This is a genomic window from Paraburkholderia sp. (assembly GCF_004298475.1).
GTDB lineage: Bacteria > Pseudomonadota > Gammaproteobacteria > Burkholderiales > Burkholderiaceae > Paraburkholderia > Paraburkholderia denitrificans.
In genome coordinates, this window is record NZ_SCRP01000034.1 from 344,607 (window position 1) to 368,586 (window position 23,980).

Genomic DNA, 23,980 nt, shown 5'->3' on the forward strand with positions numbered 1-23,980 from the left:
CAAAAAAGCACCCGAGGGTGCTTTTTTTCTATATCCGGCGGACCTGCCGCGGGTCGCGCCAACTACGGTCCCAACTACGCGCCAACTTCGGCAGATGAACCGTGCTTCTGCGTGGTCGTGCTGGCATCGTCCTGCTCCGATACTGCCTTGGCCGCGATCGAATGCGCACCGTCGAGCATCACCTGCACGCGCTTGTTGCCAGCCGCCTTCGACGCTGCGCTCACCGACGCGGTCTGGACGGGCGCCTGCGGCGCATTGACAGGCACGTTCCGGCCGCGAGCGACATCGCGCAAACGCCCGCGCTCGGCCATGACCTTGGCGCCGTAGCCGCCATCGTCCTGCGACGTCGAACCGACGTACAGACGCAGCCCGCCCGGCACCGAACCGCCGCGCGCAATGCAGTCCTTCAGCACGAGCGCGCCGACCTTGATGTTCGCGAGCGGATTGAGCGCTGCGCTTTGTCCGCCGAAGTATTGGAACTTGTCCGAGTGGACCTTCGACATCACCTGCATCAGCCCCTGCGCACCCACGCCGCTCTCGGCATACGGATTGAAGCCCGACTCGATTGCCATCACGGCAAGCAACAGCAGCGGATCGAGACCCACTTCACGGCCCGTATCGAACGCGGCTTTCACGAGTTCGCCTACCGGCCCCTGCGCCACGCGATAGCGGCGCGCGAGGTAGCCGGACACGAGCGACTGCTCACGTTGAGAGACTATGACGCGGTCGTCGCGGGCATCGGGCGTGATGCGTTGAGACGGAATCAGGCGTGCAAGCGAACCCACGCTCGGCAGCGAATGCGAATCGAGGCCATTGAGGGTGACGGCGTTCAGCGTCGTCGTCACGCCCGCTTGCGCATTGGCGGCAACGCTTGCGGCAGCGCCAGCGGTATCGGGTACGAGCGCCACCGGCAGGTTCGCGCCGTCGTTGTCGTCCGTCGCCGCGCCCGGGGGCGCGAAGGACGGCAGCGGGTTGCCTTGCAGCAGGCGCGCTGGACCGGCCTGCACGGCCGCCGATACGAAGGGCATCAGGCGTGCGGCCAGCGCGCCGCGCCACGTGGGCAGCAGCCAGAGAGCGAGTGCAAGCAGAACGGCACAGCAGCCAACGAGGCTGAACAGGTTACGACTCAGGCGGGTGCCGCGCTCAAGCAGTGCGCGGAAGCCTTGCGACAGACGTCCGTCGGCGCGCCACCACATTAACCAGGTATTCATCTACAGATCTCCCATGGTGCATGATCCGGCAGACGGGACGGCCAATCGCCAACAACCCATTGCAGGATCAAGACGCCGCGCGCCCTGGCTGGTGCGGCAGCGACGTCGGGAAAACGGCAAGTACGCCGTGGGTGGAACTCCTCCTGTATTACATACGGCATGGCACGCCAGGGGCGCGCTCAGGAGTTCTCACGCGAACAGCCAGCGCAAAGGCGCGCTGGCGAAGACTACTTATCTAGACCGTATGAAGCCGTGCAGGGAGTCGGCTTGACGGCGACGCATCGCGTCTGAAGGACCGGGACGGTGGTTAAAAATTGCAAGCCCTGCAACCAGTGTTTGCGGATTCTAGCAGCGTTTTATAGATCGTCAATACTATAGAACACAGAAATCATAACTATTTGTAATAATGAACAGCGTTCAATCCGTCGGGGCCGATACGCCAAGCGCGTTTCCGGCCCATTACGCATTGTGTCCGGCAGCGTGTGTCAGCCAACACATGTAAAATCGACAATCCAGCTGCCGCGTCTGCCTGCCACGTCCGGCGACGGCGGCCCAATCCGCAGCCCGATCCGCGGCCCAACCCGCAGCCCCAGCCGCCGCCTCATGCGGCCCCGGCCATTCACTCGCTCCTGATGAAATACAAAGACCTGCGCGACTTCGTCGGCCGCCTCGAGACGCTCGGCGAATTGCGCCGCGTGCCCCAAGCCGTCTCCCCGGTGCTGGAAATGACGGAACTGTGCGACCGCGTCTTGCGCAAAGGCGGTCCGGCACTGCTGTTCGAGAACCGCTCGACCCATGCATTCCCGGTGCTCGGCAATCTGTTCGGCACGCCGCGCCGCGTCGCACTCGGCATGGGCATCGATACGCCGGAAGGCGCGGGTGACGGCGCCGCGCTCGAATCGCTGCGCGACGTCGGGCGTCTCTTGTCGACGCTGAAGGAGCCCGAGCCGCCGCGCGGTCTCAAAGACACCGGCAAGCTCTTCACGCTCGCCAAAGCGGTGTGGGACATGGCGCCGAAGACGGTCAGCTCGCCGCCCTGCCAGGAAATCGTCTGGGAGGGCGACGATGTCGATCTCAACCGGCTCCCGATCCAGACCTGCTGGCCCGGCGACGCCGGTCCGCTCGTCACCTGGGGCCTCACCGTCACGCGCGGACCGAACAAGACGCGCCAGAACCTCGGCATTTACCGCCAGCAGCTCATCGGCCGCAACCAGCTCATCATGCGCTGGCTCGCGCACCGCGGCGGCGCGCTCGACTTCCGCGAGTTCGCGCTGAAGAACCCCGGCAAGCCGTATCCGGTAGCCGTCGTGCTCGGCGCCGATCCGGCGACCATCCTCGGCGCCGTCACGCCCGTGCCCGACACGCTCTCCGAATACCAGTTCGCCGGCCTGCTGCGCGGCGCGCGCACCGAACTCGCGAAGTGCCTGACGCCGGGCGTAGATACGCTGCAGGTGCCCGCGCGCGCCGAAATCGTGCTGGAAGGCTTCATCTACCCGCAGTCCGGCGAGCCGGGGGCGGCGCCCGCTAGTGCGCCGCCGCGTCCGTCGAAGGGCGCGAGCGCCGCTTACGAGCACGCGCTCGAAGGCCCCTACGGCGACCATACGGGTTACTACAACGAACAGGAGTGGTTCCCCGTCTTCACGGTCGAGCGCATCACCATGCGCCGCGACGCGATCTATCACTCCACCTACACCGGCAAGCCGCCCGACGAGCCCGCCGTGCTCGGCGTCGCGCTCAACGAAGTGTTCGTGCCCCTGTTGCAGAAACAGTTTCCCGAGATCACCGACTTCTATCTGCCGCCCGAGGGCTGCAGCTACCGCATGGCGATCGTGCAGATGAAGAAGAGCTATCCCGGGCACGCAAAACGCGTGATGTTCGGCGTCTGGAGCTTCCTGCGCCAATTCATGTATACAAAGTTCATCGTCGTGGTCGACGATGACGTGAATATCCGGGACTGGAAGGAAGTAATCTGGGCAATCACGACGCGCATCGACCCCGCGCGCGATACCGTGCTCGTCGAGAACACGCCGATCGACTATCTTGACTTTGCATCGCCGGTAGCCGGGCTCGGCTCGAAAATGGGTCTCGACGCGACCAACAAGTGGCCCGGCGAAACCACGCGCGAATGGGGCCGCGCCATCACGATGGACGCCAGCGTGAAAGCGCGCGTCGACCGGCTTTACGACGAACTGGGGCTCTGAGGCGAAGCGGGTCTTTGAGCCGCGTCGATACGCGCCGCGCGCCAGGCACGGCTCGTATCGACAGACGACGCGACAGCCGCCGCGCCGCCGACGCACTCAGGAGACACGAAGATGATGCTGTTCGCAACGGAGCGCCTCACGCAGCTGAAGGACCCCGCCCTCTTCAAGACGCGCGCCTACATCGACGGCGAATGGAGCGGCAGCACGACGGACTTTGCCGTGCTCGATCCCGCCGACAACACGGAGATCGCGCGCGTCCCTGACCTGGGCGCCGACGAGGCAAGGCGCGCGATTGCCGCCGCGCACGCCGCCCTGCCAGCGTGGAGCGCGAAAACCGGCAAGGCGCGCGCGGCGATCCTGCGCCACTGGTTCGATCTCGTGATCGAACACGCCGACGACCTCGCCACGATCATGACCGCCGAGCAAGGCAAGCCGCTTGCGGAAGCGCGCGGCGAAGTCATCTACGGCGCGTCGTTCCTCGAATGGTTCGCTGAAGAAGCAAAGCGCGTGAACGGCGACGTCCTTGCGAGTCCCGCCACCGACAGAAAATTAGTGGTCCTGAAGCAGCCGATCGGTGTATGCGCATCCATCACGCCGTGGAATTTCCCGATCGCGATGATCACGCGTAAAGTCGCACCGGCAATCGCGGCGGGCTGCACGATCGTCGTGAAGCCCGCCGAGCAAACGCCGCTCTGCGCACTCGCGCTCGCGGAACTCGCGCAGCGCGCGGGCGTGCCGCGCGGCGTGTTCAACGTCGTGACGGCCGACGCGGCGAATTCAATTGAAATCGGCAAGGCATTGTGCGAGAGCGACGTCGTACGACACCTGTCGTTTACCGGATCGACGCCGGTAGGCCGCATCCTCATGCAGCAATGCGCGCCGACGGTCAAGAAACTCGCGCTCGAACTCGGCGGCCACGCGCCGTTCATCGTTTTCGACGACGCCGATATCGACGCAGCCGTCGAAGGCGCGGTGATTTCGAAGTATCGCAACGCGGGCCAGACCTGCGTCTGCACGAACCGTTTCTATGCGCACGATTCGATCTACGACGCGTTCGTCGAAAAGCTCGCCGCGGCGACGCGCAGGATCCGCGTCGGCAACGGCTTCGAGGCGGGCGTGACGCAAGGCCCGCTGATCGACGACGCCGCAGTCGAAAAGGTCGCGCTGCATATCGACGATGCGAGCGCGAAAGGCGCAACGCTCATCACCGGCGGCGGCGTGCGCGAGGGCCGCTTCGTCGAACCGACTGTGCTCGCGAACGTCACGCGCGACATGCTGATCGCGCGGGAAGAGACGTTCGGCCCGGTCGCCGCGGTGTTCCGCTTCAGCGACGAAGCGGAAGCAATCGCGCTCGCCAACGACACGGAATTCGGTCTCGCCGCGTATTTCTACAGTCGCGACATCGGCCGCGTGTGGCGCGTAGCCGAGGCGCTCGAATACGGCATGGTCGGCATCAACACGGGCCTCATTTCGAACGAGGTGGCGCCGTTCGGCGGCGTCAAGCAATCGGGGTTCGGCCGCGAAGGCTCGAAATACGGCATCGACGAGTATGTCGAACTGAAATACCTGTGTATTGGCGTTTGAGGACCGAACGCTTACTACTTGCGCTGCCGTAACGCGCGCTCCCGCAGACGCGGCGGGCGCGCGCGTGCCATGTCTTTTCGGCGCTGCGGTTCGCGTACTTCTCGTAGAGCGTGATCGTCCACGGCTATCGCGACCTGAACTCACGCGGCCAACGTCCAACGTTTACGCGGAAGAAAAAAGCAAACGGCGCAACGCGGCCCGAGCCTGCGTTACGCCGTAGCGCACAGCACATGTTGCAGGGCGGCAGCCGCCGCCCATGTCACCAATGCCGGTAATGACCGCGACCGCGATAGTAGCCGCCATAACCACCGTACCCACCGTAGCCGTACGGACGATGCCAGTACGGCCCCCCGCCCCAGTAACCGCCAACCACCACTGCGGGCGGCGGCGCGTAGACGACCGGCGGCGGGGCATAAACGACGGGCGGCGGCACATAGACCGGCGCCGCGTACACCGGATACGCAGGCGCGACCGGAATGCCGATACCGATGCCCACCGAAACATGCGCCTCGGCTGCGCTGACGAGCCCCAGACCCAGCACAGCGGCAACGATAAACGAAACGGTCTTTTTCACTTCCCTTCTCCTGACAGCCGACAACGGCGCCAATTCACATGACGGCACAACTTGCGATTCAAATGTATCGAAAACGCAGCGTGCCAGCATTGGCCATTTGTTGCAAATTGCAATCCCATCCTCATGCCTCGCGGCGCGCCTCCTCAGCGAAGCGACGCAACGTCATCCGTGAAAGCCCCTGGAAAGGCGCTGCCGAGGCCTGGATTGCCATCCGTGGTGCGGCGCGATCGTTGTGGCGGTCAAAACGGCGCGGCGTGGCAACCGGTGCGGTAAAGATTGATTACAAAATCGGTTCAAACCACGGGCAAACGCGACCTGTAACGTGGCGCACAAACGACGATGCCCGGTCGGGAACCGGGCATCGCTCGTTGCCGCAGACGGCGGCTGCGGGCCGCTCGTCCGGCGTCATCCGACCTTCACATAGGTGAACTCGCGTATGACATTCGGGGGAACATAGGCGCCACTGATCTGCACCCTGGGCTTCAGGCGCTTTTTCTGATCCCACCAACGGCGGCGCTGGCCAGGTGTAAGAAACCGAAGATGCTTCCGGTAAGCAAAGATGCTCATGGTGGACTCCCGAATCGGACTACCGACAGGAAACAACGCACGACTTCAACAGCAAAAACCGAAACCCTGGAAAGTATTGTGCGCAAAATCCGGGGCGTCGGCTGCAGTGTTGCGAGATAGCCGCACCGAAGCACCCCGTGTACCCATCCGCATGCCGCACGCGCGTTGTCCACGCCGCGCGTGCGTTCATGCCATCGCATTCCGTGTCGCGACTGCATCCTGCCAGCAGCCTGGGCGCGCGCCGCGCCTTGTGCCGCCGATGCACCGCGCACCGATATTTCTCCCTGATCGCCGGGCTGCCATCCGACGTGCGCGGCAGCCCATGGTGCCTCTCCCGAATAATCGTTTTAGCTGCACCCGGTGCCGCGCATCGGTACGACAGCGAACAGAGCGTGTGCTGGGGCGCCTTGCCGGTGCTTTGCGCCCGCTTTGTATCCGCTTTGTATCCGCTTTGTGCCCGCTTCGTCCTGCCGCTTCCACAGCGGCGCGCCAACGCGACAGAGTGGAACAACTTTACCCGGTTACCTCAAAAAACGTCGAGCCTGATGCTCGACAAAAGGGCTTCGGCGCGACGCCGCGCGCCGAAGCGCACTGCACCGGCAAAAGCCGTGGTAATGTGGCAAACGGCGCGCGCGCCGCCGGACCACGCAGCGCCCGCTACGCTACGGGATTCACCGACGAGAACGCACAATGATCAAGGTCAGCATCCTTTATCCGCACCGCCAGAACGGGCGCTTCGACAGCGAGTACTACACCACGCGGCACATGCCGCTCGCGCAGACGCTTCTCGACGACATTCCCAACTACACCGACAGCGGAAATGGCACGATCCTGATCAGCGAGATCAAGGTATCGGTCTGATTCCAGTTCCGCTTGCGCGGCCCCAACCACACGAAAGAAAGGACACCGATGTTCGGCGATATCGCCCGTTTTCTGCTCAACACGATCTTCACATTGTTCGGCGCCGCCCTGCTCCTGCGCGCATGGCTGCAGTTCGTTCGCGTACCCGCCTACAACCCCGTGACTCACGCCGTACAACAGGTCACTAACTGGATCGTGCTGCCGTTGCGGCGCGTTATCCCGGGTCTGCGCGGCATCGACTGGGCGAGCATCGTGGCCGCGCTGGTCGCGGCCATCGTCTACGTGCTGCTGATGTTCTGGCTCGGGGGCATCGATCTGGTCAGCCAGTTGCCGATGCTCGTGATCGTCGCAGTGCTGACGGTCGTGAAGTGGGCGCTCAACCTGCTTTTCTGGCTGACGATCCTCATGGCGCTGCTGTCGTGGCTCAATCCGCGCTCGCCCGCCATGCCGGTGCTGTTCGAGCTGACCGCACCGTTCCTGAACCCGCTGCGGCGCATCCTGCCGCAAATGGGCGGACTCGATCTTTCGCCGATCCTGCTGTTCGTGATCGTGCAGGTGCTGCTGATGGTGATCACGCGCGCCGTCGTCTCGCTTACGCTCTTCGGGATCTGATCGCGCTTGCCTTGCGGTGCGCGCTGCGCGCGCCGCAGCGCGTTCAGGGACCGAACGGCGCAACCAGCAAATGCCCGTACTGCCGAGGCTACGACAACGCCCTAACGCACCGCAATTGAGCATCATTTGACGCCATAATCCGTGCATCTCCATTGCACGGAGGCTCCCATGCGCACCACTATTTCCCTTCACGACGACCTGGTCATGAAGGCTCAGGCGTACACGGGCGTCGAAGCGAAAACGGCTCTTGTACGCGAAGCGCTAAAGGCGCTGATCCAGCGCGAGGCCGCAAAACGACTCGCGAACCTTGGCGGCAGTCAACCGGGGATCAAGGCGGCGCCGCGTCGTCGGCAGGACGTCGAATGATCCTTGTCGATACATCAATCTGGATCGATCATCTCGGCCATTCGGATCCCGTCCTGATTGACCTGCTTATGGGTGAGCGGGTGCTGGCTCATCCGTATGTCATAGATGAGATTTCGCTCGATAGTTTTCACGTCAGCGTCCGGAAATCCCGTCTACCGTAATCACGTCAAACCCTGTAAAATGGCGCGCTCTGCGGGCGTCGTATAATGGCTATTACCCCAGCTTCCCAAGCTGGAGACGTGGGTTCGATTCCCATCGCCCGCTCCACATCGGCTTGCCAGCCTCCCTACGGACCACAGCGGAACCTCAACGGGAGCACTGCGGGAGCGCAGCGCGGGCACGCCAGGTTGACCTGAATTCCCCCGTCGCACGTTCCTGCTCCGGCGTCTACCGCCCACTGGCCTGCCCCATTTCCCTCTCTTGAGCGACTCGCCTGGCGCATGCCGCGGGGCTGTCATCGATGGAACGATTTTTCATGCCTCGCAAGCGCGCCATCGCGCTGATCGTGGGCGCCCGCAACGATCTGCTCTCGCACGCCGCTGAGCGAATTCCGGCCGACGCCCAGCCCCTTAACGAAACGGCTGCCCAACTCGAGCGCCTGTTGCTCGACGTTCGTGCCGGCCGGATCAACGAATTCGAGCTGCATCACCCGGCGCATATTCACGTCTGGATCTCCGCCGACTGAACGCCCGAAAGGCGCTCGCCGAGTGCCAAATAAGCGGCGAACAAGCGCCAAACAAGCACCCGCAGCAGCGCCGGACGTACGCGCCTGCGCTGCTATAATGCGCGACGAATTCAGGGCCGGTCGCACCTCGCGCGCGGTGCACGTGCGAGACTCGCGGGTTCCGGTCCGCCGCAGGCCACAACCGCCGCCTGAGCCCGATCCCGTGTCAGGCAGCAGCGAACGCAAGGCTCGCCGTTCGATGCCGTACCCGCTGCCCCCACCTTCCCATCCTCGAACATGATTCACGATCCGAACGACGCAGTCCCGTCCGACTGCCTGCCCTCCGACGCGTCCGCCGAAGCGCACGACCAGGCGCACAACGAACCGCACGAAGAAGCGCAAGAAAATGCTGCCGGCGACGTCCTGCACCGCCGCCGCATCCGCAGCTTCGTGACGCGCGCGGGCCGCACGTCGCCGGGCCAGCGCCGCGCGCTCGACGAACTCGGTCCGCGTTTCGTGGTGCCGTATACGCCTGAGCAGGCCAACTGGGACGCCGTATTCGGCCGTAGCGCGCCGCGCGTACTGGAAATCGGCTTCGGGATGGGTGCGAGCACGGCGGAAATCGCAGCGCTGCGTACCGGCGACGACTTTCTCGGCGTCGAGGTCCATGAACCGGGCGTCGGCGCGCTGCTCAAGCTGATTGGCGAGCAGAACCTCTCGAACATCCGCATCATCCAGCACGACGCGGTCGAGGTACTCGAACAGATGATCGCGCCGGGGAGCCTCGACGGCGTCCACATCTTCTTCCCGGATCCATGGCACAAGGCGCGCCACCACAAGCGCCGTCTGATCCAGCCGAAGTTCGTGGAACTCCTCGTGTCGCGCATGAAACCGGGCGCCTATCTGCACTGCGCAACCGACTGGCAGAACTACGCGGAGCAGATGCTCGAGGTACTGAGCGCCGAGCCGGGGCTCGCGAATACGGCCGCCGATTACGCGCCGCGCCCGGACTATCGTCCGGTGACGAAGTTCGAGCGCCGCGGCCTGCGCCTCGGCCATGGCGTATGGGACCTGGTGTTCCGCCGCCGCGCAGCGGGCTGATCGCTCTTCACACGATAAAAAAACGGGGCGCTTTTCACTGAAGCGCCCCGTTTTCGTTTACGCGTCGAAGCCGAGCCAGCCGCCGTAACCGGCCAGCAGAATGACGAGGCCAAGCACGATCCGGTACCAGGCGAATGCGGTGAAATCGTGCGAAGCGACGAAGCGCAACAGCCAGCGCACGCACAGGAACGCGCTCACAAACGCGGCGACGAAGCCGACACCGACAACACCGAGCCAGTCGGCCGGGAGCCCGTGCCAGTTCTTGTGCAGCTCGTAGACGGTTGCGCCGAAGATCACGGGGATCGCGAGAAAAAACGAAAATTCAGTCGCGACGCGCCGCTCGAAGCCGAACAACATCGCACCGATGATCGTCGAGCCCGAGCGCGACATGCCCGGAATCAGCGCAAAACACTGCGCGAAACCGACCTTCAGTGCATCGATGGGCGAGATTTCGTCGATCGAGCGTACGCGCGCGCTTGTCTGCGCAACTGGCGCACCGCTGCGGCGCTGGTGCCGTTCCACCCAGAAAATGACGATCCCGCCCGCGATGAGCGCGAGCGCGACGGGCAGAGGCGCGAACAGCACCGACTTGATCGCCCGCTCGAACAGCAGGCCGAGCACGACGGCCGGCACGGTTGCGACGATCACGTTCAACGTGAAGCGCCGGGCGTCGGAACGCGCGGGCAGACCGACGATCACGCTGCCGATCTTGCGGCGAAATTCCCAGCAGACCGCGAGAATCGCGCCGAGCTGGATCACGACGTCAAAGCTCTTGGCGTAGTCGCCCTCGAATTTGAGGATGCTGCCGGCCACGATCAGATGGCCGGTGCTGGAAACGGGCAGAAACTCAGTCAGCCCTTCGACGACGCCCAGAATCAGGGCCTTGCAGATCATCAACCAGTCCATCCGTTCTCCTCGCGAAGGTTCGCGCCGGACGGACCACGCGCGCGCCCGCCGACGGCTGCGCGCAGCGGCGTTTCGTCAGTTCATTTCTCGACGATCTGCACGCGTATGCCATTTGTAAGGACCGAGATTGTACCCGGTTCGTAGCTGACTCCGGCGAACTGCAGTTGCTCGGGCTTGAACGTATAGACGGCATAGTGGTCGAGCAACTGCGCCGCAGCGAGCGCCGCCACTGCGCCGACCTGCTGGCCATAAGCTGCGGCGGCGCCCTGCATGTCGACGCTGTCGACCGACGGCTGCTTCAGCACAACGGCGTGGCGCTCGCCGTCCCAGGCCAGTTCGCTCGACAGCGTGAACACGCCGCTCACCGGCTGCTGCATGAGCGGACTTTCGAGCTGCGCATCGAGCTTCACCGCGACGCGATTGCGCTCGGGCAGCAGCGTGACCACCGGATTCGTCAGCGCAACATCGAAGAGCTGCTGCACCTCGCGCCGGTACGGGAACTTGCGCTGGACCGCGGCCTGTACCTGTTGCTGCGAGAACGTGTAGTGATCGGGGATGAACGGAAAGGTCCCCGTCGCACACGCGCCCAGCGACACGACCGATCCCGCCGTGGCACAGGCCGCGAGGAGGAAGGCACGCCGGGAAACGCGCGTTGCGGAGTGGGTCATGCGAAATCTCCCTGATGGGCGGCGCAACGCCGCAGCATAATAATGCGAAATGGATTCAGGCCTGGTGCGATGGCTGCGTCTCGGTTTCGAGCCACGTGAGCCATATAATCGCCTCCTCACGCGACGCGCCGCACATGTCGGCTTGCGGCTGCAGTCCGTCGCAGCACGCGGGCCGCAACGGCGAGCCGAAGATCGCGCATTGCAGATCGTCGCCGAGCTGCACGCAGCGCACGCCCGCGGGCTTGCCGTGAGGCATGCCCGGAATCGGGCCGGTAATCGAGGGTGCGATACAGCACGCGCCGCAGCCGGGGCGGCACGCGTGCCCTGGTACGTCGAAAGGGGAAGCGGAACTGATCATCTGTTTCCTGAAGCGATTTATGCCGTCTGGTCCGCCGCCGTGCGACGGACCAGGCGGCATTGTGCCACTGCACTATGCGACCTTTTTACACAATCGGAGCAACGTGTGCCCTTTTAAACTAGATCAAACTGGCGCCAGAAAATTTGTCGTCCGATGTGCCGTCCAGTGCGGCGCAGGGAGCAATTTTACGGCGCGCCACCTATGAGAGCCCTTGCATGAGCGACGCCGACCTGATTTTCCGCCCCGACCTGATCGCCAAATACGGTACGAACGGTCCGCGCTACACGTCTTACCCCACGGCCCTCCAGTTCCGCGACGACTTCGATCTGGCCCAGTACCGCCGCGCCGCCTCCGATCCGGGCGCCGAAGAAACCGACCTCTCGCTCTACTTCCACATTCCGTTCTGCGACACCGTCTGTTTTTATTGCGGCTGCAACAAAGTCATTACGAAGAACCGCGGACGCGCCAAGCCGTACCTGAAGCAGCTGATCCACGAAATCGAACTGCAGGCGAAGCTCTTCAACACGCATCGTCCGGTTTCGCAGCTGCACTGGGGCGGCGGCACGCCGACGTTCCTTTCGCCTGAAGAAATGAGCACGCTAATGGCCGCCACGCGCGAGCATTTCAGGCTGCTCCCGAACGACGAAGGCGAATATTCGATCGAGATCGATCCGCGCGAGGCGTCGCCGGCTACGATCGCTCATCTGCGCGGGCTCGGCTTCAACCGCATGAGCCTCGGCGTGCAGGACTTCGATCCGGTCGTGCAGCGCGCGGTCAACCGCATCCAGCCGCTCGAACTGACTGTCGACTGCATGAACGCGGCGCGTGCAAACGGCTTCGAGTCGATCAGCGTCGATCTGATCTACGGCCTGCCGCATCAGACGGTGGCAAGCTTTCGCCGCACGCTCGAAACGATCCTGCTGCTCGCGCCCGATCGTCTTTCGGTCTTCGGCTACGCGCACTTGCCGCAGCTCTTCAAGATGCAGCGGCAGATGGACGCCAGCACGCTCCCCACGCCGGACACGCGGCTCGCGCTGCTGCAGCTCGTGATCGAGCAGCTGACCGAAGCGGGCTACGTCTACATCGGCATGGACCACTTCGCGCTGCCCACCGACGAACTCGCGATTGCGCAGAAGCAGGGCACGCTGCATCGCAATTTCCAGGGCTACAGCACGCGCCGGGACTGCGACCTGATCGGTTTCGGCGCATCGGCGATCGGCAAGGTCGGCGATCTCTACGCGCAAAACGCGAAGGATCTGCCGGGCTACGGCGCGGCGATCAACGACGAACGCCTCGCGATCGTCCGCGGCGTGAAGCTGAGCGCCGAGGACCGTCTGCGCCGCGACATCATCACCCAGCTGATGTGCAACCTCGAACTGCGCTTCGACTTGTTCGAAGCCGCCTACGGCATCCGTTTCGCGACCGCGTTCGCGTCCGAACTGGAGCGCCTGCGCGCGTTCGAGGAAGACGGCCTCGTGGCGTGCAGCACGAACCGCATCGACGTGTTGCCGGCCGGACGCATGTTCGTGCGCAATATTGCGATGGTGTTCGACCAGTACCTCGGCACGCAACGCTCGGAGCGGTTCTCCCGCACCGTTTGAACGACATAGCGGCCCCGGTTGCCGGGCGGGCCGAATTGCGTCATAATCTTCGGCTAATTCACGCGCTATCGGCCGCCAACGGCAGCAGATAGCGTCTGAAAGACGCCTCGGTGGTGAAATTGGTAGACGCGCCGGACTCAAAATCCGGTTCCGAAAGGAGTGCCGGTTCGATTCCGGCCCGAGGCACCAAAGAATATCCCAACGTTCACAACGTTCTCCCAAAGAACCCCGCCAGATCTAGTCTCGCGGGTTTTTTTGTTGCAAACTACTCCCAACTTCCACTAGTACAAACAACCCCCGCTCTGGGGTTTTTTCAGGGGTCGTCTGGGGTTCCGGCAAATCGATAGCGGAAAAGACCCCCGAAAACACCCCCGCGACCGGCGCACGGAGCACCCCATGGCTCTTACCGAACTAGCAGTCCGCAATGCCAAGCCCGCAGCCAAGCAGCAGAAGCTGTTTGATGCTGGCGGCCTGTTCCTGCTGATCACCCCGGCCGGCGGTAAGCGCTGGGTGCTCAAGTATCGGATCAACGGGAAAGAGAAGAGCCTCGCGCTCGGCATGTATCCCGACGTCTCAATCGCAGAGGCACGCAAACGGCGCGACGCCGCGCGCGAGAAGCTGGCGGGCGGCGTCGACCCGGGCGATGCGAAGAAGGCGGACAAACGGGCCGCGAAGCTGGCTGCCGCCAACTCGTTCGAAGCCGTCGCCCTCGCCTGGATGGACGAGCGACGTCCCTATGTCGAACCGGCGCAGTACGACAAGACGCTGGCGCGCTTCAAGAACGACGCCTTCCCGTGGCTCGGCAAGCGCCCTATCTCCGAGATCGAGGCACCGGAAATCCTCGACGTGATGAAGCGCGTCGACAGCCGCGGCGCGCGCTTCACGGCACACCGGCTCCGCAGCGAGATCAGCCGCGTGTTCCGCTACGGGATCAAGGAAGGCTTCTGCAAGAACGATCCGGCGCGCGACCTGCTCGGCGCGATTCCGCCTGCCCAGACGATGCACTTCGCTTCGATCACGGAGCCCGCCAAGGTTGGCGAGATGCTTCGCGCGTTCGACGGCTTCACCGGCACGTTCCCGGTGCAGTGCGCCCTCAAGCTTGCGCCGATGTTGTTCGTGCGCCCCGGCGAGCTACGCAAGGCGGAATGGGAGCAATTCGACCTCGATAAAGGCGAGTGGCGCTACCTCGTCACCAAGACGACGACGGCCCACCTCGTGCCGCTCGCCACGCAAGCCGTCGCAATCCTGCGCGATCTGCACGCGCTCACCGGCTCAGATCGCTACGTGTTTCCCGGCGCACGCGACCGTAAGCGGCCCATGAGTGAGGCAACCATTAATGCGGCCTTGCGCCGTCTTGGCTACGACACTCGCACCGAGATTACCGGCCACGGCTTCCGGGCCATGGCGCGCACGATCCTGCATGAAGAGCTCGAGCAGAAGCCCGAGGTCATCGAGCACCAGCTCGCGCACGCGGTCCCCGACAATCTCGGTGGCGCATACAACCGCACGCGATTCATCAAGGAGCGCCGCGCGATGATGCAGAAGTGGGCTAACTACCTTGATCGAATCAAGGCGGGCGCTGCGGTCATTCAGCTCAACGCGGGGACTCGCTTCTAACGCTTTCGGAAGGCATCCTTGATATATGTCGTCGATTTTTCCTTTTGCGCAATCAATAGCGATCCTTTTAGTTCGCCGTAGTTGTTCGGATCGACCGGCATTTACCACCCCTGAGAGGAAATCAGCGAACCCAATGGATCGCCTGTGGAGTTGGCAAAATTCAATGCGCTCTGGCCTCCAACAAGGCCGGATGCCCCAGAGTTACCGCCAAACGAGTTCAGGAACGCCTGGTTGTTCAGCAGGCTCGTGATTCCTCCAGAAAGCGCATTCGCAGAACCAACGGTGCCAGCCGCCTGTGCGTTACCGGCGCCGATCATGTTGTTGCCGATCGACTGTCCTGTCTGGATGGCCGCATTGCCAACCCCCGCTGCCGCGTTCTCGCCCAAACTCGCCGTGTTATAGAGGCGACTGAAGATGTTGTTGAGGTTCGAATTCCACGTGTTGAAATTCGTGTTGTACGAGGTCAATGCGTTATTGAGCTCGTTCTGGTACGAACCCAGTGCAGTCTGCTGACCATAGTCGGATAGAGCCTTGAGCGTCGCCCCGGAATTCACGCCACCGAGCGCCGAGGCCTGGCTTGTGATCGCGTTCGTCCCCTGCTTGAGCAGGAAGTTGTACTCGGGGTCTTGCGACGGGTCGTAGTTGAACGAGAACTTGGGGTAATTGAGTTGCTGATTGTTGTCCTGGTTCGCAAACCACGTCAGACCGTTCAGAGCATTGTTGCCGGTCTGCATGTACGGCTGAAGATTCCCCTGCGTCGTGTTGAACATCTGCAACTGTGCTGCAGTGGCGTTTCCCGCTGCCGCAGCCTGCTCATTGGCGGCGTTCGACGCTGCATTGCTTCCAATGAGAGCGCTGCCGAGTGACCCTACGGCTCCAATCGTTCCTCCCAGTGCCCCCGCAGAGAATGTGCCGATTCCAATTGCTGCTCCGATTGCGGAACTCATACTTCACCCCCGATAGGCTTGAACCCTGCCCCGTTGACCCGCATGGCCTGCCTGTAGTCGACCACAACCTCATCGCCTGACCGAATAAGGCGATTGGCAACCAGCGCTAGATTTCCGTTGAACAGATCCACAAACCTGGCATTCGGCTTGGCCGAGTGATTCAGGTATCTTCCCGCCGGAGTGCGAAACCCCTTGACCCGGGCCGGAGCAATAAATTCGTCCGGGTTGAAGTCTCGCTTGGCGAACATCCCCCGCCCGGCGATCAGCGAATCGCGCAGTTCGAGCGTCTCGATTGGAACGTTAATCTGGTCGTACGGATTCTCGACCAGCCTTGTCACCACATCCTGCGCCAGACCATACTCGACGAGAAAGCGCGCGTAGTCGGCACGATCCTCCGCAGCGCGGTTATTCCGCATCTGCACGTTGTCGCGTCCGCCGATCAGTTCAGCGTTCGTCGACTCGGTAATCTCGATCATGATTTCGTCGAGATCGGTTTTTGTGGTGCAGTGATAGGTCGTCCAGACCGTTTCCTCCAGTGCGTACCCGACGCGCTTCTTCCCTGCCTTGGAGACCAGCGTGCAGGGTGCCTGAATCTCCCTCATGAACTCGTCGTCTAGCACCAGCAGGCGCCCCTTCGAAACGGTGCACAGGTGCTCGTGGCGATGCACCGCCCCCGTGACCGCCACGCCCGCTGGAATCGTCATCTCGCGCGCGTACATGCCGGGGGCGAAGTAGTGGCGCACCGGGCAGTCGACTTGCGGCATCTTCTGGATTTCCCGTTCCAGAGCCATGATCTTTTCACGGGCCACCGGCTGATCGAATCTGTCTATGGCTTTCGCGAATTGCAGCAAGTGCATTTCGCTCGTTACGTCGGACATACACCCCTCCTCACGGATTGTTGGAAATCGGACTATCACGTCACAGGACAAGAAAATCGTTCTCGTCGATCACAACAGGTCGCAGTGTTCGGGCGCCGCGGGGTAGCTGGCGATTGATTTCCGCAGCGAGCCGTGCCTCCAGTTCGCCCATCGTTTCGCCGGCATCGAGTTCGTACATCTCACCGTTCCATTCGACACCCACAGGATGTCCATCACCGAAGCGCCGGATCACGATGACCAGCGGATTAATCGAACTCGAGAGTTCTCTTTCGAGCTGCGTCACTCGCGACTTGAGACTGCTTCCCATTGCTCTGCTCCTCGCCACTGCGCTGAATTGGTTTAGCGGTACAGACGTTCAACATCTTCCAGGGTCATGCCTTCAGGTACTGCCTCGAAGTGGATGTGCCCGGGCCGACCGACGAGGCGGGGACGCTCCTCGGGATCGCCCATCGCCACGATCACCACCAGTCGCGGGGCATCCGCAGGAGGTTGCCGCTGCTCCAGTTGCTCGATGCGTGTTCTGAGAGTGCTGCTACTTGGCATTGCCGTTGCCCTCCAAGGCCTCGATGCGTTTCACAAGGTCGTCGACCTCGATAACCCTCAACTGCGCGGTGACAACCTGCATCACCGCGGCTGCTTCGTCGGGCGTGATCTTTCCCGCCGCCATTGCCTGCAAAACCGTTTTGCCCATCTGCGCCGGTGTGCCGTTCAAACCCTTCAGGCTGATCGGCTGATCCTTCGCCTTGATCGCCGGGATGCACCGATCGATGCAGATGCGCAGCGCCGTCGTGTCGCCCGCCAGCGCCAGTTCGACAGCCTTCTTCACGAGGCCCTCGGCGTGCGGCTGCAGCAGTTCGCGCAGCGCCGTGCGCTTGTCGGGTGTGCCTCGCTTGCGGCCGGCCGGATTGCCCGATACCCCCTTTTTGAACCCCATGTCGTTGTTTTTCCCTTGATCTGTGCAGGTCAACGTGGCCGCCAGTTACCGTTGCCATACTTGGCTCCACGATCCAGAGTCCAGATCCAGATATCGCCCTGGCGCATTCGGATCGTCCCGAAACTGCAAACTGGCCGGATCGAACCAAAGCCGCACGTTTCCCTCCCAGGTGTAGTGGCGTTGCTTCGCGCATATCAGCACCGTGTCGGCCTGCCCTTCGATCGACGCGCGCTTCTCGTCGGATAGATCTGTCTTGCGCAGATCAGCCTCCTTGCGCTTGTTGCGATGGACGATCAGCACGTTGTCGACGAGGTCGGTAATCTCACCCGCGCCTTTCAGGTCGAACTTGTCGGGCACGTCGGATTCCTTCTCGCGCTTGCGCGCGTGATGCACGAGGTGGATGTGCAGATCGGTGTCCCGGGCCAGTGCGCACAGCTCGTCGACGAACGACTTCTGGCCCGCGTAGTCGTCGGGCGCGATGCCGCACTTGAGCAGGCTATCGATCACCATGTGCGAGACGCCGAGCTCCTTGCGGCAGTATCGCGAGACCGCGATCATGCGGTTTCGCGGCACAGTCCCGACGTGGTTGTAGATCCACAGCCGGTCATTGGTCCAGCGGCCGAAGCCCTGCAAATAGCCGCCAGCCGGCTTCTCGTTGCACGCAGCCTGGCGCGCGAGGCGCTCCATCGTTGCGCGCGGGCGCATTTCCATCGATGCAATGCAGGTGCGCTCGCCCGCGGTCATGGCGTGCAGCATGGCGTAGCCGAGCACGGCGGATTTACCGTGGCCGTTCACGCCACCCCAAAGCGACACCTCACCCGGGCGAAACATGAGGTCGCCACCGACACTGGGCCACGGCGAAGCGACGCCGATCTGTTGCTGCTCGGCGCCGTACAGGTGCTCGACGAGCTCATCAATGAACTCGTGTGCAGGGCGCACGTCGGCGCGGCCATCGTCCTCGGCGCATGCGTACGCCTCCCAGTCGATGTTGTCGGGAATCGTGCGGGCCATCAGGCCACCTCCGTAACGGTTGCGTTTTGCTCGACGAGCAGCTCGATCGCCAGCTCACATGCGCGGTCGTATGGGTTCGGCAGCATGTCGCCAAGAGCGGCCAGCAATCGGCGCGCGAGCGTCCGTGATGCGGCCCAGCGTGTCGTCTCGACGGGCATCGGGAACCAGTCGAACAAGGCGAAGTCCTGGCCCGGTACCGTGCGCGTCTCGCCGCAGTGGATACGCGGACCTTCACGGAACGTCAGCACGAGCGTGTTGGGCACGATCGCGGCAATGTCGGCGAGCGTCCGCAGCAGCGAGTCCCACGGCACGCTGGCGGACGCAAACACCTCGATATCGAGCGCGCGAACCGGGTTCCAGTCGTACCGTTCTCCGGCATGCGCCGACAGCGTGACGTTGGCATAGGGCAACGGGCCCGCCAGCGTGACGAGCACCGGAAGCGCGGACACGTTGCCGCTCTTGCGCATGGCAATAAGTTCGGCAGAGTTGCGGGGATAGCGAAGATCCATGGCGCTCACCCGAATACGCTGTCCGAACTGCCGTGCCCGTTGATGCGGCCGCTACCGGATGTCAGCCAGTCAGCCTTGAAGCCACCCCAACCGCGGACCACGCAGGTTCGCAGCGCATCGGTCATCGAGATCCCTGCCTTGGCCGCCTCGGCGCTGGTGTCGTCAAAAGCGGTAACGGTAGGTGCGAGCCGTTTCGCCTTGCGCACCGCAAGCCAGTCCTGTGCGAGATCTGAGGGCACGCCCAAAGATTCGAGATGCGCTTGCGCATCGAAGCGCGGAGCGCGTTGTTTTTGTCTTTTTGAAGACGAAGATGAAAATGAAGAGCCGTCACCTAAGGGGGGCTTTGGTGAAGCTTTGGTGCTATCACCAAAGGGGGGCTTTGGTGCATCCTTCGATGCACCGTCACCTTCGCTCTGAAAGCGCGACGACTCGCCACGAACCGAGCGGACATACTCATCCTTGACCATCCGCGACGAGTACCAGATTGGCCCATCCTGCCCGGCAACCAGCGTCACTGGCTCACCGTCACGACGCCCGGATCGCGGGACGTAGATGCACGCCGCGCACGTCTGCCCCTTATCCGCGCCCTTCAGGACACCCTTGTTGACGATGCTCTTGAGCGTGGCGAGCGATGCGCCGATTGCCTGTGCGATTTCCTTGAGCGGCCAGCGCAGCACACCGTACTCTTCGGAGTCATGTAGGAGGCACATCACGTCGATCCACACGCCCTTCTCGGCATGGGTGCAGCGCCGCAGGTTGCTGTTCGCCTGCCAGTCGCCCGGGTAAAACTGGAAAGATGGGCGCGTCATGCCAACACCCTCAACGCGGCTTCCATGCGACGGATCTGGGCAGCGCTGCGCGTCCTGATTTCCGCCAGCATGAGATGACTGCAGCGAGCGCGCAGTACACGCGTCTGAGCCGCGCATACCAGGCGACCGAGTGCGTCAATGCGCAGCTCGCGCGCATGATCGTCGATAGATTGTCCAAACGCGGCTGCAGAAGAGGCGGCCGTGCGCATCGACCGGCTATGCAACCGAACACCGCCGACGCAGGGCGCGCGAGTCGTGAGGTTCGCCATCGTCGCGAGCCCCTTATACAGCGATCGAGATCTGCACTTGATAGGCCGCCGGATTCTTCATCCAGCGATGGACTTCCTCGTTGCTGTACACGGTGCAACGCTCGGTCCAGCGCTGCGGCTGTGGCGCGCGGCCTTCCTTGACCAGCTTGCGCCACGTTTCGCGGCTGACGGGGATGAACTGCCGGAGTTGCTCCCAGCGAGAGAACCCGACAGCGGGAAGCGTTTGAGGAGCGTTGACGGATACTTCGCCAGTGCGTTGTACGTCAGCTGATTTGCGAGCCATTGCGGTGCCTCCTGAGGCGTCGATTGCAATGGAGCCAGCGTAAATTAACGGATATTGTAAAAATAGCCGCAGTTCACTGCGTGAACTTAGCGCGGGGAACTGCGGTAAATCTCGGAAACCCTTATCAAATAAGGCCAAGAATGGGCGCGGGGAATTCCTCTATGCAGATGTGCGTGGACCGGTAGGCAATCCGTCGGCGCGCAAGATCGTTGCCATGACTTCAGCAGTTCGTTTCGATACACCTTGCGCTGTCAGCCAGTCTCGAACCTGGTCATTCGTCGGCGCCGTCGTAGGGTCCGTCGGATCGTAGCGTTTCCAGAACGTCTCAGCCGCTTCCCCGAGCTTACGTAGTAGCTGTGTTTCGTGACTGCCCCAAGGCCAGCGGCCCGCGTCTGTCTCAGAGGCGCTAGCTTGTAATTGGACTCTGCCGTTGTGGCTGCGCACCTCGATCTCCTCTTGACCCGCACTGTACTGCATGGCCCGCTCTTGCATCGCCGCGGGCAACGAAAATCCCTTACGCAATGCCCAATGTGCAAATTCATCTATCCGCACGGGGTACATCATTCGTCCGCTGTCGGGTTTTGGTTCCACGTTCGCCGAGATGTAGGCGTCCCGATTCACCGCGTCCCAAACGTTGTCAAACGCCGCGGGGAACACACTCAACTGACTCAGACAAAAGATTCCCTTTTGTCCAGGCTGCGGCGGCTCAATATCCGCTGCCAGGCACGCTGCCTCCCATAGAAAGGCCCCGTCAAGCTTGCTCCATCTGTCCCAGTTCGGCTTCTCGAATTGATAGTCCCATTCCAGCACCAGTGGACGGTCCGGTAAATGCTCAATCGGCGGCGGCGCCTTGGAGACTTCGGCGCGCTGCTTGACCTTTTGCGCTTGGTCTATCGCCAATCGACACTCCAAGGCATCGAGCGTCGAAACCCCTATGCGCAATTCGTCAGCACCTGGAAGCCACCGGGGCGGCACATATTCGAGCTCGAATATGTGCTCATGCTCGGGAATGGCATCAGGATCAAAGTTGTCGCTTTGCTCGGGCAGCGCGGCGCCCTCGACGACGTCCCAAGCAGGCCGGCCTAAATCGTCAGCATCGCCAGGCAGGAAAAGCGTTATGCCTTCATGCGGCTGGTCCTCCAACTTCCACGCGCCCCCTTTCGCGAGAGCAAGCAGGTACCTTGATGGCGGTCCCCCGTCGATCGTGAGTTGATAGATACCATCCGGGATAACCTCGTTCACGTCGTCGCCATGACCATCGATCGATGGACCGTGATATTCCCCGAGCAGGTTATGGCCGGCGAGTTCGCAATAAATGTCGATCGCTGCGTGGCCAGCTGCGCGCAGTACATCACTGGTCGATGTTGGCCGACCAAGACGGCACTTGAGTTCCTTGCATGCCGCGTCGAGCGACAAGTAAGTCGCACTCATGTCTCTACGTCCCTGCACATATGCCCTGAGGAGGAGCCGCGCCAACGGGTCAGGGAACCCGGTTTTCGCCCCGTCGAGCTAGGCGCGGTAAAAACGATTATGCCAAAACGTCTTTACTGGCGGTGGCCATTACCTCAGCCCTTTCCTTCCGGGGCACAGCACTTATCCGCCCAGTCAGCGACGCGCTCGATGTCGCGTTCCAGCGACTCCGCGGACACGCGAGCAAGTTCCAAGAGCCTGTGCATGATGCCGCTCGACAGCGGCGACTCCAGCCCGTCATCGGGTGTACTCACTTCGCCGCGGACGATATTCACGGTCTCAAGCTGCAACACTGCGGCCACACCGCTGGCAACGATTAACGCGCGTTCGAGCACGTCAACCAGCGGCGCGGCATCAAGGCGCCCCTCGCGCGCCGCCGTCACGACCGGTTCAGAAAAGCGGGGAAAGCTTTGTTCGAGATAGCTTTGCTCGCTCATCAATGCACCTCCGCAAAAAAATCGGCTTCCGCGTCGGCGCGCTCGGCATAGACGCCCGTGAGTTCGAGCGCCGTTTCGATTAGCGAGTGAGCACACAGGCCATCGAGGTTGCTTTCATCCACTGCCTTCTTGATGACAACGAGCAGCGCATTGGTGCGGAGCAGCGCATCGGCGGCGGCACTGATTTCGGCACGCGCACGCTCTGCCAGTTTTGCGGGGGTGAGATTAGCCATGCGCCACCTCCGCGCGGGCAAGCTCGGCAAGGCGGCGCAGGGCGTCGCCGGTCACGTCGAGCGCATCGAACACGGTCGGCGCGGTTGCAGCGTCGCGCAGGGCAGCGCGGATGATTTCAAGCGGGGATTGTGTTTGCTCAGAACGAGCGGGTGTTTGGCGCATGATGCGGCCTCCAGAGACAGGTTGAGCAACCCGCTCCCGTCGCCAAACGGGGTGAGCGGGCACTGAGCAGGGTTGGCGAACCGGCGTCTCTGGATACCGGCAGACCCGAAGGTCTCCCCACCCAGGCCCGCCCATTGAAGGCGTGCGAAGGCGTGCGCAAAAAGCAAAGCCGCGGGTCGAACGACGGCGCGGCTTCCTTGCGCCAGAGAGCATGTCAGGTCGCCAAACCCGAGCCGCTGTTGTTTCAGCAGCATTCGCAGGGTAGTTCCACCGGCCGCCGGCCGTCAAGCGGGAATTTGTAAACCTCGGCACTCGGCAACAGTGGCAAGATGGACGCTCCACTTCGGGAGCGAATCATGGCAGACCAAGGGGAAGACCTACGCACGATCGCTGCGAGGCTCAAGCGCGATAGCGAAGAACTGTCGCGACGAATTGGCACGGATCGCCCAGCCACCGCCGCGCAAAGCCCGATCAACGAACAACTGACCGACGAACAAATACTGCTCATCGCAAAGCAGGCCGTTGATTTGTTCGAAAAGAAACCATTACGTCCGCCACATGTGACGATTAAGCAGGCGGCTGAGAGGCTCGGGCTCAGCCGAAGCACAGTTTCCAAGATGCTGCACGCAGGCCAGTTCAGATTGAACAAATGCGGCCGCATTCCGATTGAGCAGATCGACGCGGCGCTGCTTCCCGACTAGTGGCACCGGCAGATCCTGATTTCGTGGCGCGGGCGCTCGGGCTGCCGGCACCTGAGGACGACTTGCCGATGGACTTCCGCAACTGGCCATCACGCGATTGAACACTCTGACAGTTCTGACGCGGGCGAGGCCGCCTACCTCGTTGCACGCTGGCAACCACGCAGGGGCCACGATGCGGGGGTTGTTTTGGGGGTTTTCTGAAGACTGAAAATCATCAGCGGCTTATCTGACAAGGCTTAGCCGTCAACATTTCATTCCGGCCCGAGCACCAGAGAATATTCCGGCAAGTTCCGGCCAGTACGGAAAACCCACAGAAACCCGCGACTGAACTGCACCCCAAAAGTTGGACGCCGATCCAGCCTTTGGGGTGTTTTTCATGACGAAGTACGATGAGCGGTTCAAACAGAAGCTGGTCGACAGGCACCTGCGTGATGGGGTTGGCCTG

31 protein-coding genes, 2 tRNA genes and 1 pseudogene are annotated in these 23,980 nt (G+C 62.6%); 14 read left to right on the forward strand and 20 right to left on the reverse strand.

Annotated elements, in window-relative coordinates; genetic code table 11:
• Positions 1-74: 74 nt before the first annotated feature.
• A complete protein-coding gene (locus tag EPN59_RS18390; RefSeq protein WP_293034259.1) occupies positions 75-1,211 on the reverse strand; it encodes a lytic transglycosylase domain-containing protein in 1,137 nt (378 codons plus the stop codon).
• Between the two features lie 632 nt (positions 1,212-1,843).
• Between EPN59_RS18390 and ubiD the strand changes: the two genes are divergently transcribed.
• Positions 1,844-3,412: a 4-hydroxy-3-polyprenylbenzoate decarboxylase gene (gene ubiD / locus EPN59_RS18395; RefSeq protein WP_293046564.1), complete on the forward strand. Its 1,569-nt coding sequence runs from the start codon at positions 1,844-1,846 to the stop codon at positions 3,410-3,412.
• A gap of 114 nt (positions 3,413-3,526) precedes the next feature.
• Positions 3,527-4,996 carry an NAD-dependent succinate-semialdehyde dehydrogenase gene (locus tag EPN59_RS18400; protein ID WP_293046575.1) on the forward strand — a complete coding sequence of 490 codons (1,470 nt, stop codon included), beginning with the start codon at positions 3,527-3,529 and terminating at the stop codon, positions 4,994-4,996.
• 259 nt (positions 4,997-5,255) lie between these two features.
• Here EPN59_RS18400 and EPN59_RS18405 read toward each other — a convergent pair whose 3' ends face one another.
• Together EPN59_RS18405 and EPN59_RS18410 are read right to left on the reverse strand one after the other, a co-directional pair.
• Entirely contained in the window at positions 5,256-5,570 is a 315-nt protein-coding gene (locus EPN59_RS18405; protein WP_293046566.1) for a hypothetical protein, read from the reverse strand.
• Between the two features lie 405 nt (positions 5,571-5,975).
• Positions 5,976-6,137 (reverse strand): hypothetical protein, encoded by a 162-nt coding sequence (locus EPN59_RS18410; RefSeq protein ID WP_293040787.1) that lies wholly within the window; start codon positions 6,135-6,137, stop codon positions 5,976-5,978.
• 502 nt (positions 6,138-6,639) lie between these two features.
• Here EPN59_RS18410 and EPN59_RS18415 point away from each other — a divergent pair.
• The 8 genes and pseudogenes from EPN59_RS18415 to trmB all read left to right on the forward strand — a co-directional run bounded on the left by EPN59_RS18415 (position 6,640) and on the right by trmB (position 9,741).
• Complete coding sequence (locus EPN59_RS18415; RefSeq protein ID WP_293040789.1) at positions 6,640-6,831, forward strand: hypothetical protein; 192 nt, start codon at positions 6,640-6,642, stop codon at positions 6,829-6,831.
• Positions 6,828-6,998, forward strand: a complete 171-nt coding sequence (locus tag EPN59_RS18420) for a hypothetical protein (RefSeq protein WP_293040791.1) — start codon at positions 6,828-6,830, stop codon at positions 6,996-6,998. Before EPN59_RS18415 ends, EPN59_RS18420 begins: the two co-directional genes overlap by 4 nt.
• Positions 6,999-7,046: 48 nt before the next feature.
• Positions 7,047-7,610: a YggT family protein gene (locus tag EPN59_RS18425; RefSeq protein ID WP_293040793.1), complete on the forward strand. Its 564-nt coding sequence runs from the start codon at positions 7,047-7,049 to the stop codon at positions 7,608-7,610.
• 168 nt (positions 7,611-7,778) lie between these two features.
• Complete coding sequence (locus EPN59_RS18430) at positions 7,779-7,976, forward strand: type II toxin-antitoxin system VapB family antitoxin (protein ID WP_293040795.1); 198 nt, start codon at positions 7,779-7,781, stop codon at positions 7,974-7,976.
• Positions 7,973-8,101, forward strand: a pseudogene (locus EPN59_RS18435) (VapC toxin family PIN domain ribonuclease); the annotation flags it as partial. The gene EPN59_RS18430 and the pseudogene EPN59_RS18435, both read left to right, overlap by 4 nt.
• 67 nt (positions 8,102-8,168) lie before the next feature.
• Positions 8,169-8,243 (forward strand) — tRNA-Gly (locus EPN59_RS18440).
• A gap of 208 nt (positions 8,244-8,451) precedes the next feature.
• Positions 8,452-8,661: a hypothetical protein gene (locus EPN59_RS18445; protein WP_293046569.1), complete on the forward strand. Its 210-nt coding sequence runs from the start codon at positions 8,452-8,454 to the stop codon at positions 8,659-8,661.
• 276 nt (positions 8,662-8,937) lie between these two features.
• On the forward strand, positions 8,938-9,741 hold the full coding sequence (trmB, locus tag EPN59_RS18450; RefSeq protein ID WP_293039505.1) for a tRNA (guanosine(46)-N7)-methyltransferase TrmB: 804 nt from the start codon (positions 8,938-8,940) through the stop codon (positions 9,739-9,741).
• A gap of 57 nt (positions 9,742-9,798) precedes the next feature.
• On the opposite strand, the gene EPN59_RS18455 is transcribed toward trmB, so the two are convergent.
• The 3 genes from EPN59_RS18455 to EPN59_RS18465 form a co-directional block, all read right to left on the reverse strand.
• Positions 9,799-10,647 (reverse strand): undecaprenyl-diphosphate phosphatase, encoded by an 849-nt coding sequence (locus EPN59_RS18455; protein ID WP_293039503.1) that lies wholly within the window; start codon positions 10,645-10,647, stop codon positions 9,799-9,801.
• 80 nt (positions 10,648-10,727) lie between these two features.
• Positions 10,728-11,315 (reverse strand): DUF1439 domain-containing protein, encoded by a 588-nt coding sequence (locus tag EPN59_RS18460; protein ID WP_293039501.1) that lies wholly within the window; start codon positions 11,313-11,315, stop codon positions 10,728-10,730.
• Between the two features lie 55 nt (positions 11,316-11,370).
• A complete protein-coding gene (locus EPN59_RS18465) occupies positions 11,371-11,673 on the reverse strand; it encodes a YkgJ family cysteine cluster protein (protein WP_293039499.1) in 303 nt (100 codons plus the stop codon).
• A gap of 215 nt (positions 11,674-11,888) precedes the next feature.
• On the opposite strand from EPN59_RS18465, the gene hemN reads away from it, so the two are divergent.
• The 3 genes from hemN (at position 11,889) to EPN59_RS18480 (ending at position 14,891) form a co-directional block, all read left to right on the forward strand.
• Positions 11,889-13,274, forward strand: coding sequence for an oxygen-independent coproporphyrinogen III oxidase (gene hemN / locus EPN59_RS18470; protein ID WP_293039497.1), 1,386 nt, complete (start codon positions 11,889-11,891; stop codon positions 13,272-13,274).
• 104 nt (positions 13,275-13,378) lie between these two features.
• Positions 13,379-13,463 (forward strand) — tRNA-Leu (locus EPN59_RS18475).
• Positions 13,464-13,670: 207 nt separating this feature from the next.
• The gene (locus tag EPN59_RS18480) at positions 13,671-14,891 is read left to right on the forward strand and encodes an integrase arm-type DNA-binding domain-containing protein (protein ID WP_293039495.1); all 1,221 of its coding nucleotides are present in this window, start codon (positions 13,671-13,673) and stop codon (positions 14,889-14,891) included.
• A gap of 101 nt (positions 14,892-14,992) precedes the next feature.
• On the opposite strand, the gene EPN59_RS18485 is transcribed toward EPN59_RS18480, so the two are convergent.
• The 13 genes from EPN59_RS18485 to EPN59_RS18545 form a co-directional block, all read right to left on the reverse strand.
• Positions 14,993-15,838 carry a hypothetical protein gene (locus EPN59_RS18485; protein WP_293039492.1) on the reverse strand — a complete coding sequence of 282 codons (846 nt, stop codon included), beginning with the start codon at positions 15,836-15,838 and terminating at the stop codon, positions 14,993-14,995.
• A complete protein-coding gene (locus EPN59_RS18490) occupies positions 15,835-16,716 on the reverse strand; it encodes an SET domain-containing protein-lysine N-methyltransferase (protein ID WP_293039490.1) in 882 nt (293 codons plus the stop codon). Before EPN59_RS18490 ends, EPN59_RS18485 begins: the two co-directional genes overlap by 4 nt.
• Positions 16,717-16,756: 40 nt before the next feature.
• A complete protein-coding gene (locus tag EPN59_RS18495; RefSeq protein WP_293039489.1) occupies positions 16,757-17,023 on the reverse strand; it encodes a hypothetical protein in 267 nt (88 codons plus the stop codon).
• 32 nt (positions 17,024-17,055) lie between these two features.
• Positions 17,056-17,259, reverse strand: a complete 204-nt coding sequence (locus tag EPN59_RS18500; RefSeq protein WP_293039487.1) for a hypothetical protein — start codon at positions 17,257-17,259, stop codon at positions 17,056-17,058.
• Positions 17,249-17,650: a DUF5681 domain-containing protein gene (locus EPN59_RS18505; RefSeq protein ID WP_293039485.1), complete on the reverse strand. Its 402-nt coding sequence runs from the start codon at positions 17,648-17,650 to the stop codon at positions 17,249-17,251. Before EPN59_RS18505 ends, EPN59_RS18500 begins: the two co-directional genes overlap by 11 nt.
• Before the next feature lie 45 nt (positions 17,651-17,695).
• Complete coding sequence (locus EPN59_RS18510; protein ID WP_293039483.1) at positions 17,696-18,661, reverse strand: DnaB-like helicase C-terminal domain-containing protein; 966 nt, start codon at positions 18,659-18,661, stop codon at positions 17,696-17,698.
• Positions 18,661-19,170, reverse strand: coding sequence for a histidine ammonia-lyase (locus tag EPN59_RS18515; RefSeq protein WP_293039481.1), 510 nt, complete (start codon positions 19,168-19,170; stop codon positions 18,661-18,663). The genes EPN59_RS18510 and EPN59_RS18515 overlap by 1 nt, the downstream gene beginning before the upstream one ends.
• A 5-nt stretch (positions 19,171-19,175) precedes the next feature.
• Positions 19,176-19,979, reverse strand: coding sequence for a hypothetical protein (locus EPN59_RS18520; RefSeq protein WP_293039479.1), 804 nt, complete (start codon positions 19,977-19,979; stop codon positions 19,176-19,178).
• Between the two features lie 282 nt (positions 19,980-20,261).
• On the reverse strand, positions 20,262-20,531 hold the full coding sequence (locus EPN59_RS18525; protein WP_293039477.1) for a transcriptional regulator: 270 nt from the start codon (positions 20,529-20,531) through the stop codon (positions 20,262-20,264).
• Positions 20,532-20,690: 159 nt separating this feature from the next.
• Positions 20,691-21,962, reverse strand: coding sequence for a hypothetical protein (locus EPN59_RS18530; protein WP_293039475.1), 1,272 nt, complete (start codon positions 21,960-21,962; stop codon positions 20,691-20,693).
• Positions 21,963-22,096: 134 nt separating this feature from the next.
• A complete protein-coding gene (locus EPN59_RS18535) occupies positions 22,097-22,438 on the reverse strand; it encodes a hypothetical protein (protein WP_293039473.1) in 342 nt (113 codons plus the stop codon).
• Complete coding sequence (locus tag EPN59_RS18540; RefSeq protein ID WP_293039471.1) at positions 22,438-22,671, reverse strand: hypothetical protein; 234 nt, start codon at positions 22,669-22,671, stop codon at positions 22,438-22,440. The genes EPN59_RS18535 and EPN59_RS18540 overlap by 1 nt, the downstream gene beginning before the upstream one ends.
• Complete coding sequence (locus EPN59_RS18545; RefSeq protein WP_293039469.1) at positions 22,664-22,834, reverse strand: hypothetical protein; 171 nt, start codon at positions 22,832-22,834, stop codon at positions 22,664-22,666. Before EPN59_RS18545 ends, EPN59_RS18540 begins: the two co-directional genes overlap by 8 nt.
• Before the next feature lie 356 nt (positions 22,835-23,190).
• Between EPN59_RS18545 and EPN59_RS18550 the strand changes: the two genes are divergently transcribed.
• Positions 23,191-23,535 (forward strand): excisionase family DNA-binding protein, encoded by a 345-nt coding sequence (locus EPN59_RS18550; RefSeq protein ID WP_293039467.1) that lies wholly within the window; start codon positions 23,191-23,193, stop codon positions 23,533-23,535.
• 214 nt (positions 23,536-23,749) lie between these two features.
• Here the strand turns inward: EPN59_RS18550 and EPN59_RS18555 are convergent.
• A partial coding sequence (locus tag EPN59_RS18555; RefSeq protein ID WP_293039465.1) for a hypothetical protein occupies positions 23,750-23,980 on the reverse strand: 231 nt, incomplete at its 5' end.

What these genes read in the sequence shown, in the direction of transcription:
- ubiD (WP_293046564.1), top strand. Translation starts at nt 1,844, where the DNA reads ATGAAATACAAAGACCTGCGCGACTTCGTCGGCCGCCTCGAGACGCTC.
- EPN59_RS18420 (WP_293040791.1), top strand. Translation starts at nt 6,828, where the DNA reads ATGATCAAGGTCAGCATCCTTTATCCGCACCGCCAGAACGGGCGCTTC.
- EPN59_RS18505 (WP_293039485.1), bottom strand. Translation starts at nt 17,650, where the DNA reads ATGGGGTTCAAAAAGGGGGTATCGGGCAATCCGGCCGGCCGCAAGCGA.
- EPN59_RS18410 (WP_293040787.1), bottom strand. Translation starts at nt 6,137, where the DNA reads ATGAGCATCTTTGCTTACCGGAAGCATCTTCGGTTTCTTACACCTGGC.
- EPN59_RS18495 (WP_293039489.1), bottom strand. Translation starts at nt 17,023, where the DNA reads ATGGGAAGCAGTCTCAAGTCGCGAGTGACGCAGCTCGAAAGAGAACTC.
- EPN59_RS18535 (WP_293039473.1), bottom strand. Translation starts at nt 22,438, where the DNA reads ATGAGCGAGCAAAGCTATCTCGAACAAAGCTTTCCCCGCTTTTCTGAA.
- EPN59_RS18510 (WP_293039483.1), bottom strand. Translation starts at nt 18,661, where the DNA reads ATGGCCCGCACGATTCCCGACAACATCGACTGGGAGGCGTACGCATGC.
- EPN59_RS18460 (WP_293039501.1), bottom strand. Translation starts at nt 11,315, where the DNA reads ATGACCCACTCCGCAACGCGCGTTTCCCGGCGTGCCTTCCTCCTCGCG.
- EPN59_RS18445 (WP_293046569.1), top strand. Translation starts at nt 8,452, where the DNA reads ATGCCTCGCAAGCGCGCCATCGCGCTGATCGTGGGCGCCCGCAACGAT.
- trmB (WP_293039505.1), top strand. Translation starts at nt 8,938, where the DNA reads ATGATTCACGATCCGAACGACGCAGTCCCGTCCGACTGCCTGCCCTCC.
- EPN59_RS18525 (WP_293039477.1), bottom strand. Translation starts at nt 20,531, where the DNA reads ATGGCTCGCAAATCAGCTGACGTACAACGCACTGGCGAAGTATCCGTC.
- EPN59_RS18400 (WP_293046575.1), top strand. Translation starts at nt 3,527, where the DNA reads ATGCTGTTCGCAACGGAGCGCCTCACGCAGCTGAAGGACCCCGCCCTC.
- EPN59_RS18465 (WP_293039499.1), bottom strand. Translation starts at nt 11,673, where the DNA reads ATGATCAGTTCCGCTTCCCCTTTCGACGTACCAGGGCACGCGTGCCGC.
- EPN59_RS18490 (WP_293039490.1), bottom strand. Translation starts at nt 16,716, where the DNA reads ATGTCCGACGTAACGAGCGAAATGCACTTGCTGCAATTCGCGAAAGCC.
- hemN (WP_293039497.1), top strand. Translation starts at nt 11,889, where the DNA reads ATGAGCGACGCCGACCTGATTTTCCGCCCCGACCTGATCGCCAAATAC.
- EPN59_RS18540 (WP_293039471.1), bottom strand. Translation starts at nt 22,671, where the DNA reads ATGGCTAATCTCACCCCCGCAAAACTGGCAGAGCGTGCGCGTGCCGAA.
- EPN59_RS18390 (WP_293034259.1), bottom strand. Translation starts at nt 1,211, where the DNA reads ATGAATACCTGGTTAATGTGGTGGCGCGCCGACGGACGTCTGTCGCAA.
- EPN59_RS18480 (WP_293039495.1), top strand. Translation starts at nt 13,671, where the DNA reads ATGGCTCTTACCGAACTAGCAGTCCGCAATGCCAAGCCCGCAGCCAAG.
- EPN59_RS18515 (WP_293039481.1), bottom strand. Translation starts at nt 19,170, where the DNA reads ATGGATCTTCGCTATCCCCGCAACTCTGCCGAACTTATTGCCATGCGC.
- EPN59_RS18455 (WP_293039503.1), bottom strand. Translation starts at nt 10,647, where the DNA reads ATGGACTGGTTGATGATCTGCAAGGCCCTGATTCTGGGCGTCGTCGAA.
- EPN59_RS18520 (WP_293039479.1), bottom strand. Translation starts at nt 19,979, where the DNA reads ATGACGCGCCCATCTTTCCAGTTTTACCCGGGCGACTGGCAGGCGAAC.
- EPN59_RS18425 (WP_293040793.1), top strand. Translation starts at nt 7,047, where the DNA reads ATGTTCGGCGATATCGCCCGTTTTCTGCTCAACACGATCTTCACATTG.
- EPN59_RS18500 (WP_293039487.1), bottom strand. Translation starts at nt 17,259, where the DNA reads ATGCCAAGTAGCAGCACTCTCAGAACACGCATCGAGCAACTGGAGCAG.
- EPN59_RS18550 (WP_293039467.1), top strand. Translation starts at nt 23,191, where the DNA reads ATGGCAGACCAAGGGGAAGACCTACGCACGATCGCTGCGAGGCTCAAG.
- EPN59_RS18485 (WP_293039492.1), bottom strand. Translation starts at nt 15,838, where the DNA reads ATGAGTTCCGCAATCGGAGCAGCAATTGGAATCGGCACATTCTCTGCG.
- EPN59_RS18530 (WP_293039475.1), bottom strand. Translation starts at nt 21,962, where the DNA reads ATGAGTGCGACTTACTTGTCGCTCGACGCGGCATGCAAGGAACTCAAG.
- EPN59_RS18430 (WP_293040795.1), top strand. Translation starts at nt 7,779, where the DNA reads ATGCGCACCACTATTTCCCTTCACGACGACCTGGTCATGAAGGCTCAG.
- EPN59_RS18545 (WP_293039469.1), bottom strand. Translation starts at nt 22,834, where the DNA reads ATGCGCCAAACACCCGCTCGTTCTGAGCAAACACAATCCCCGCTTGAA.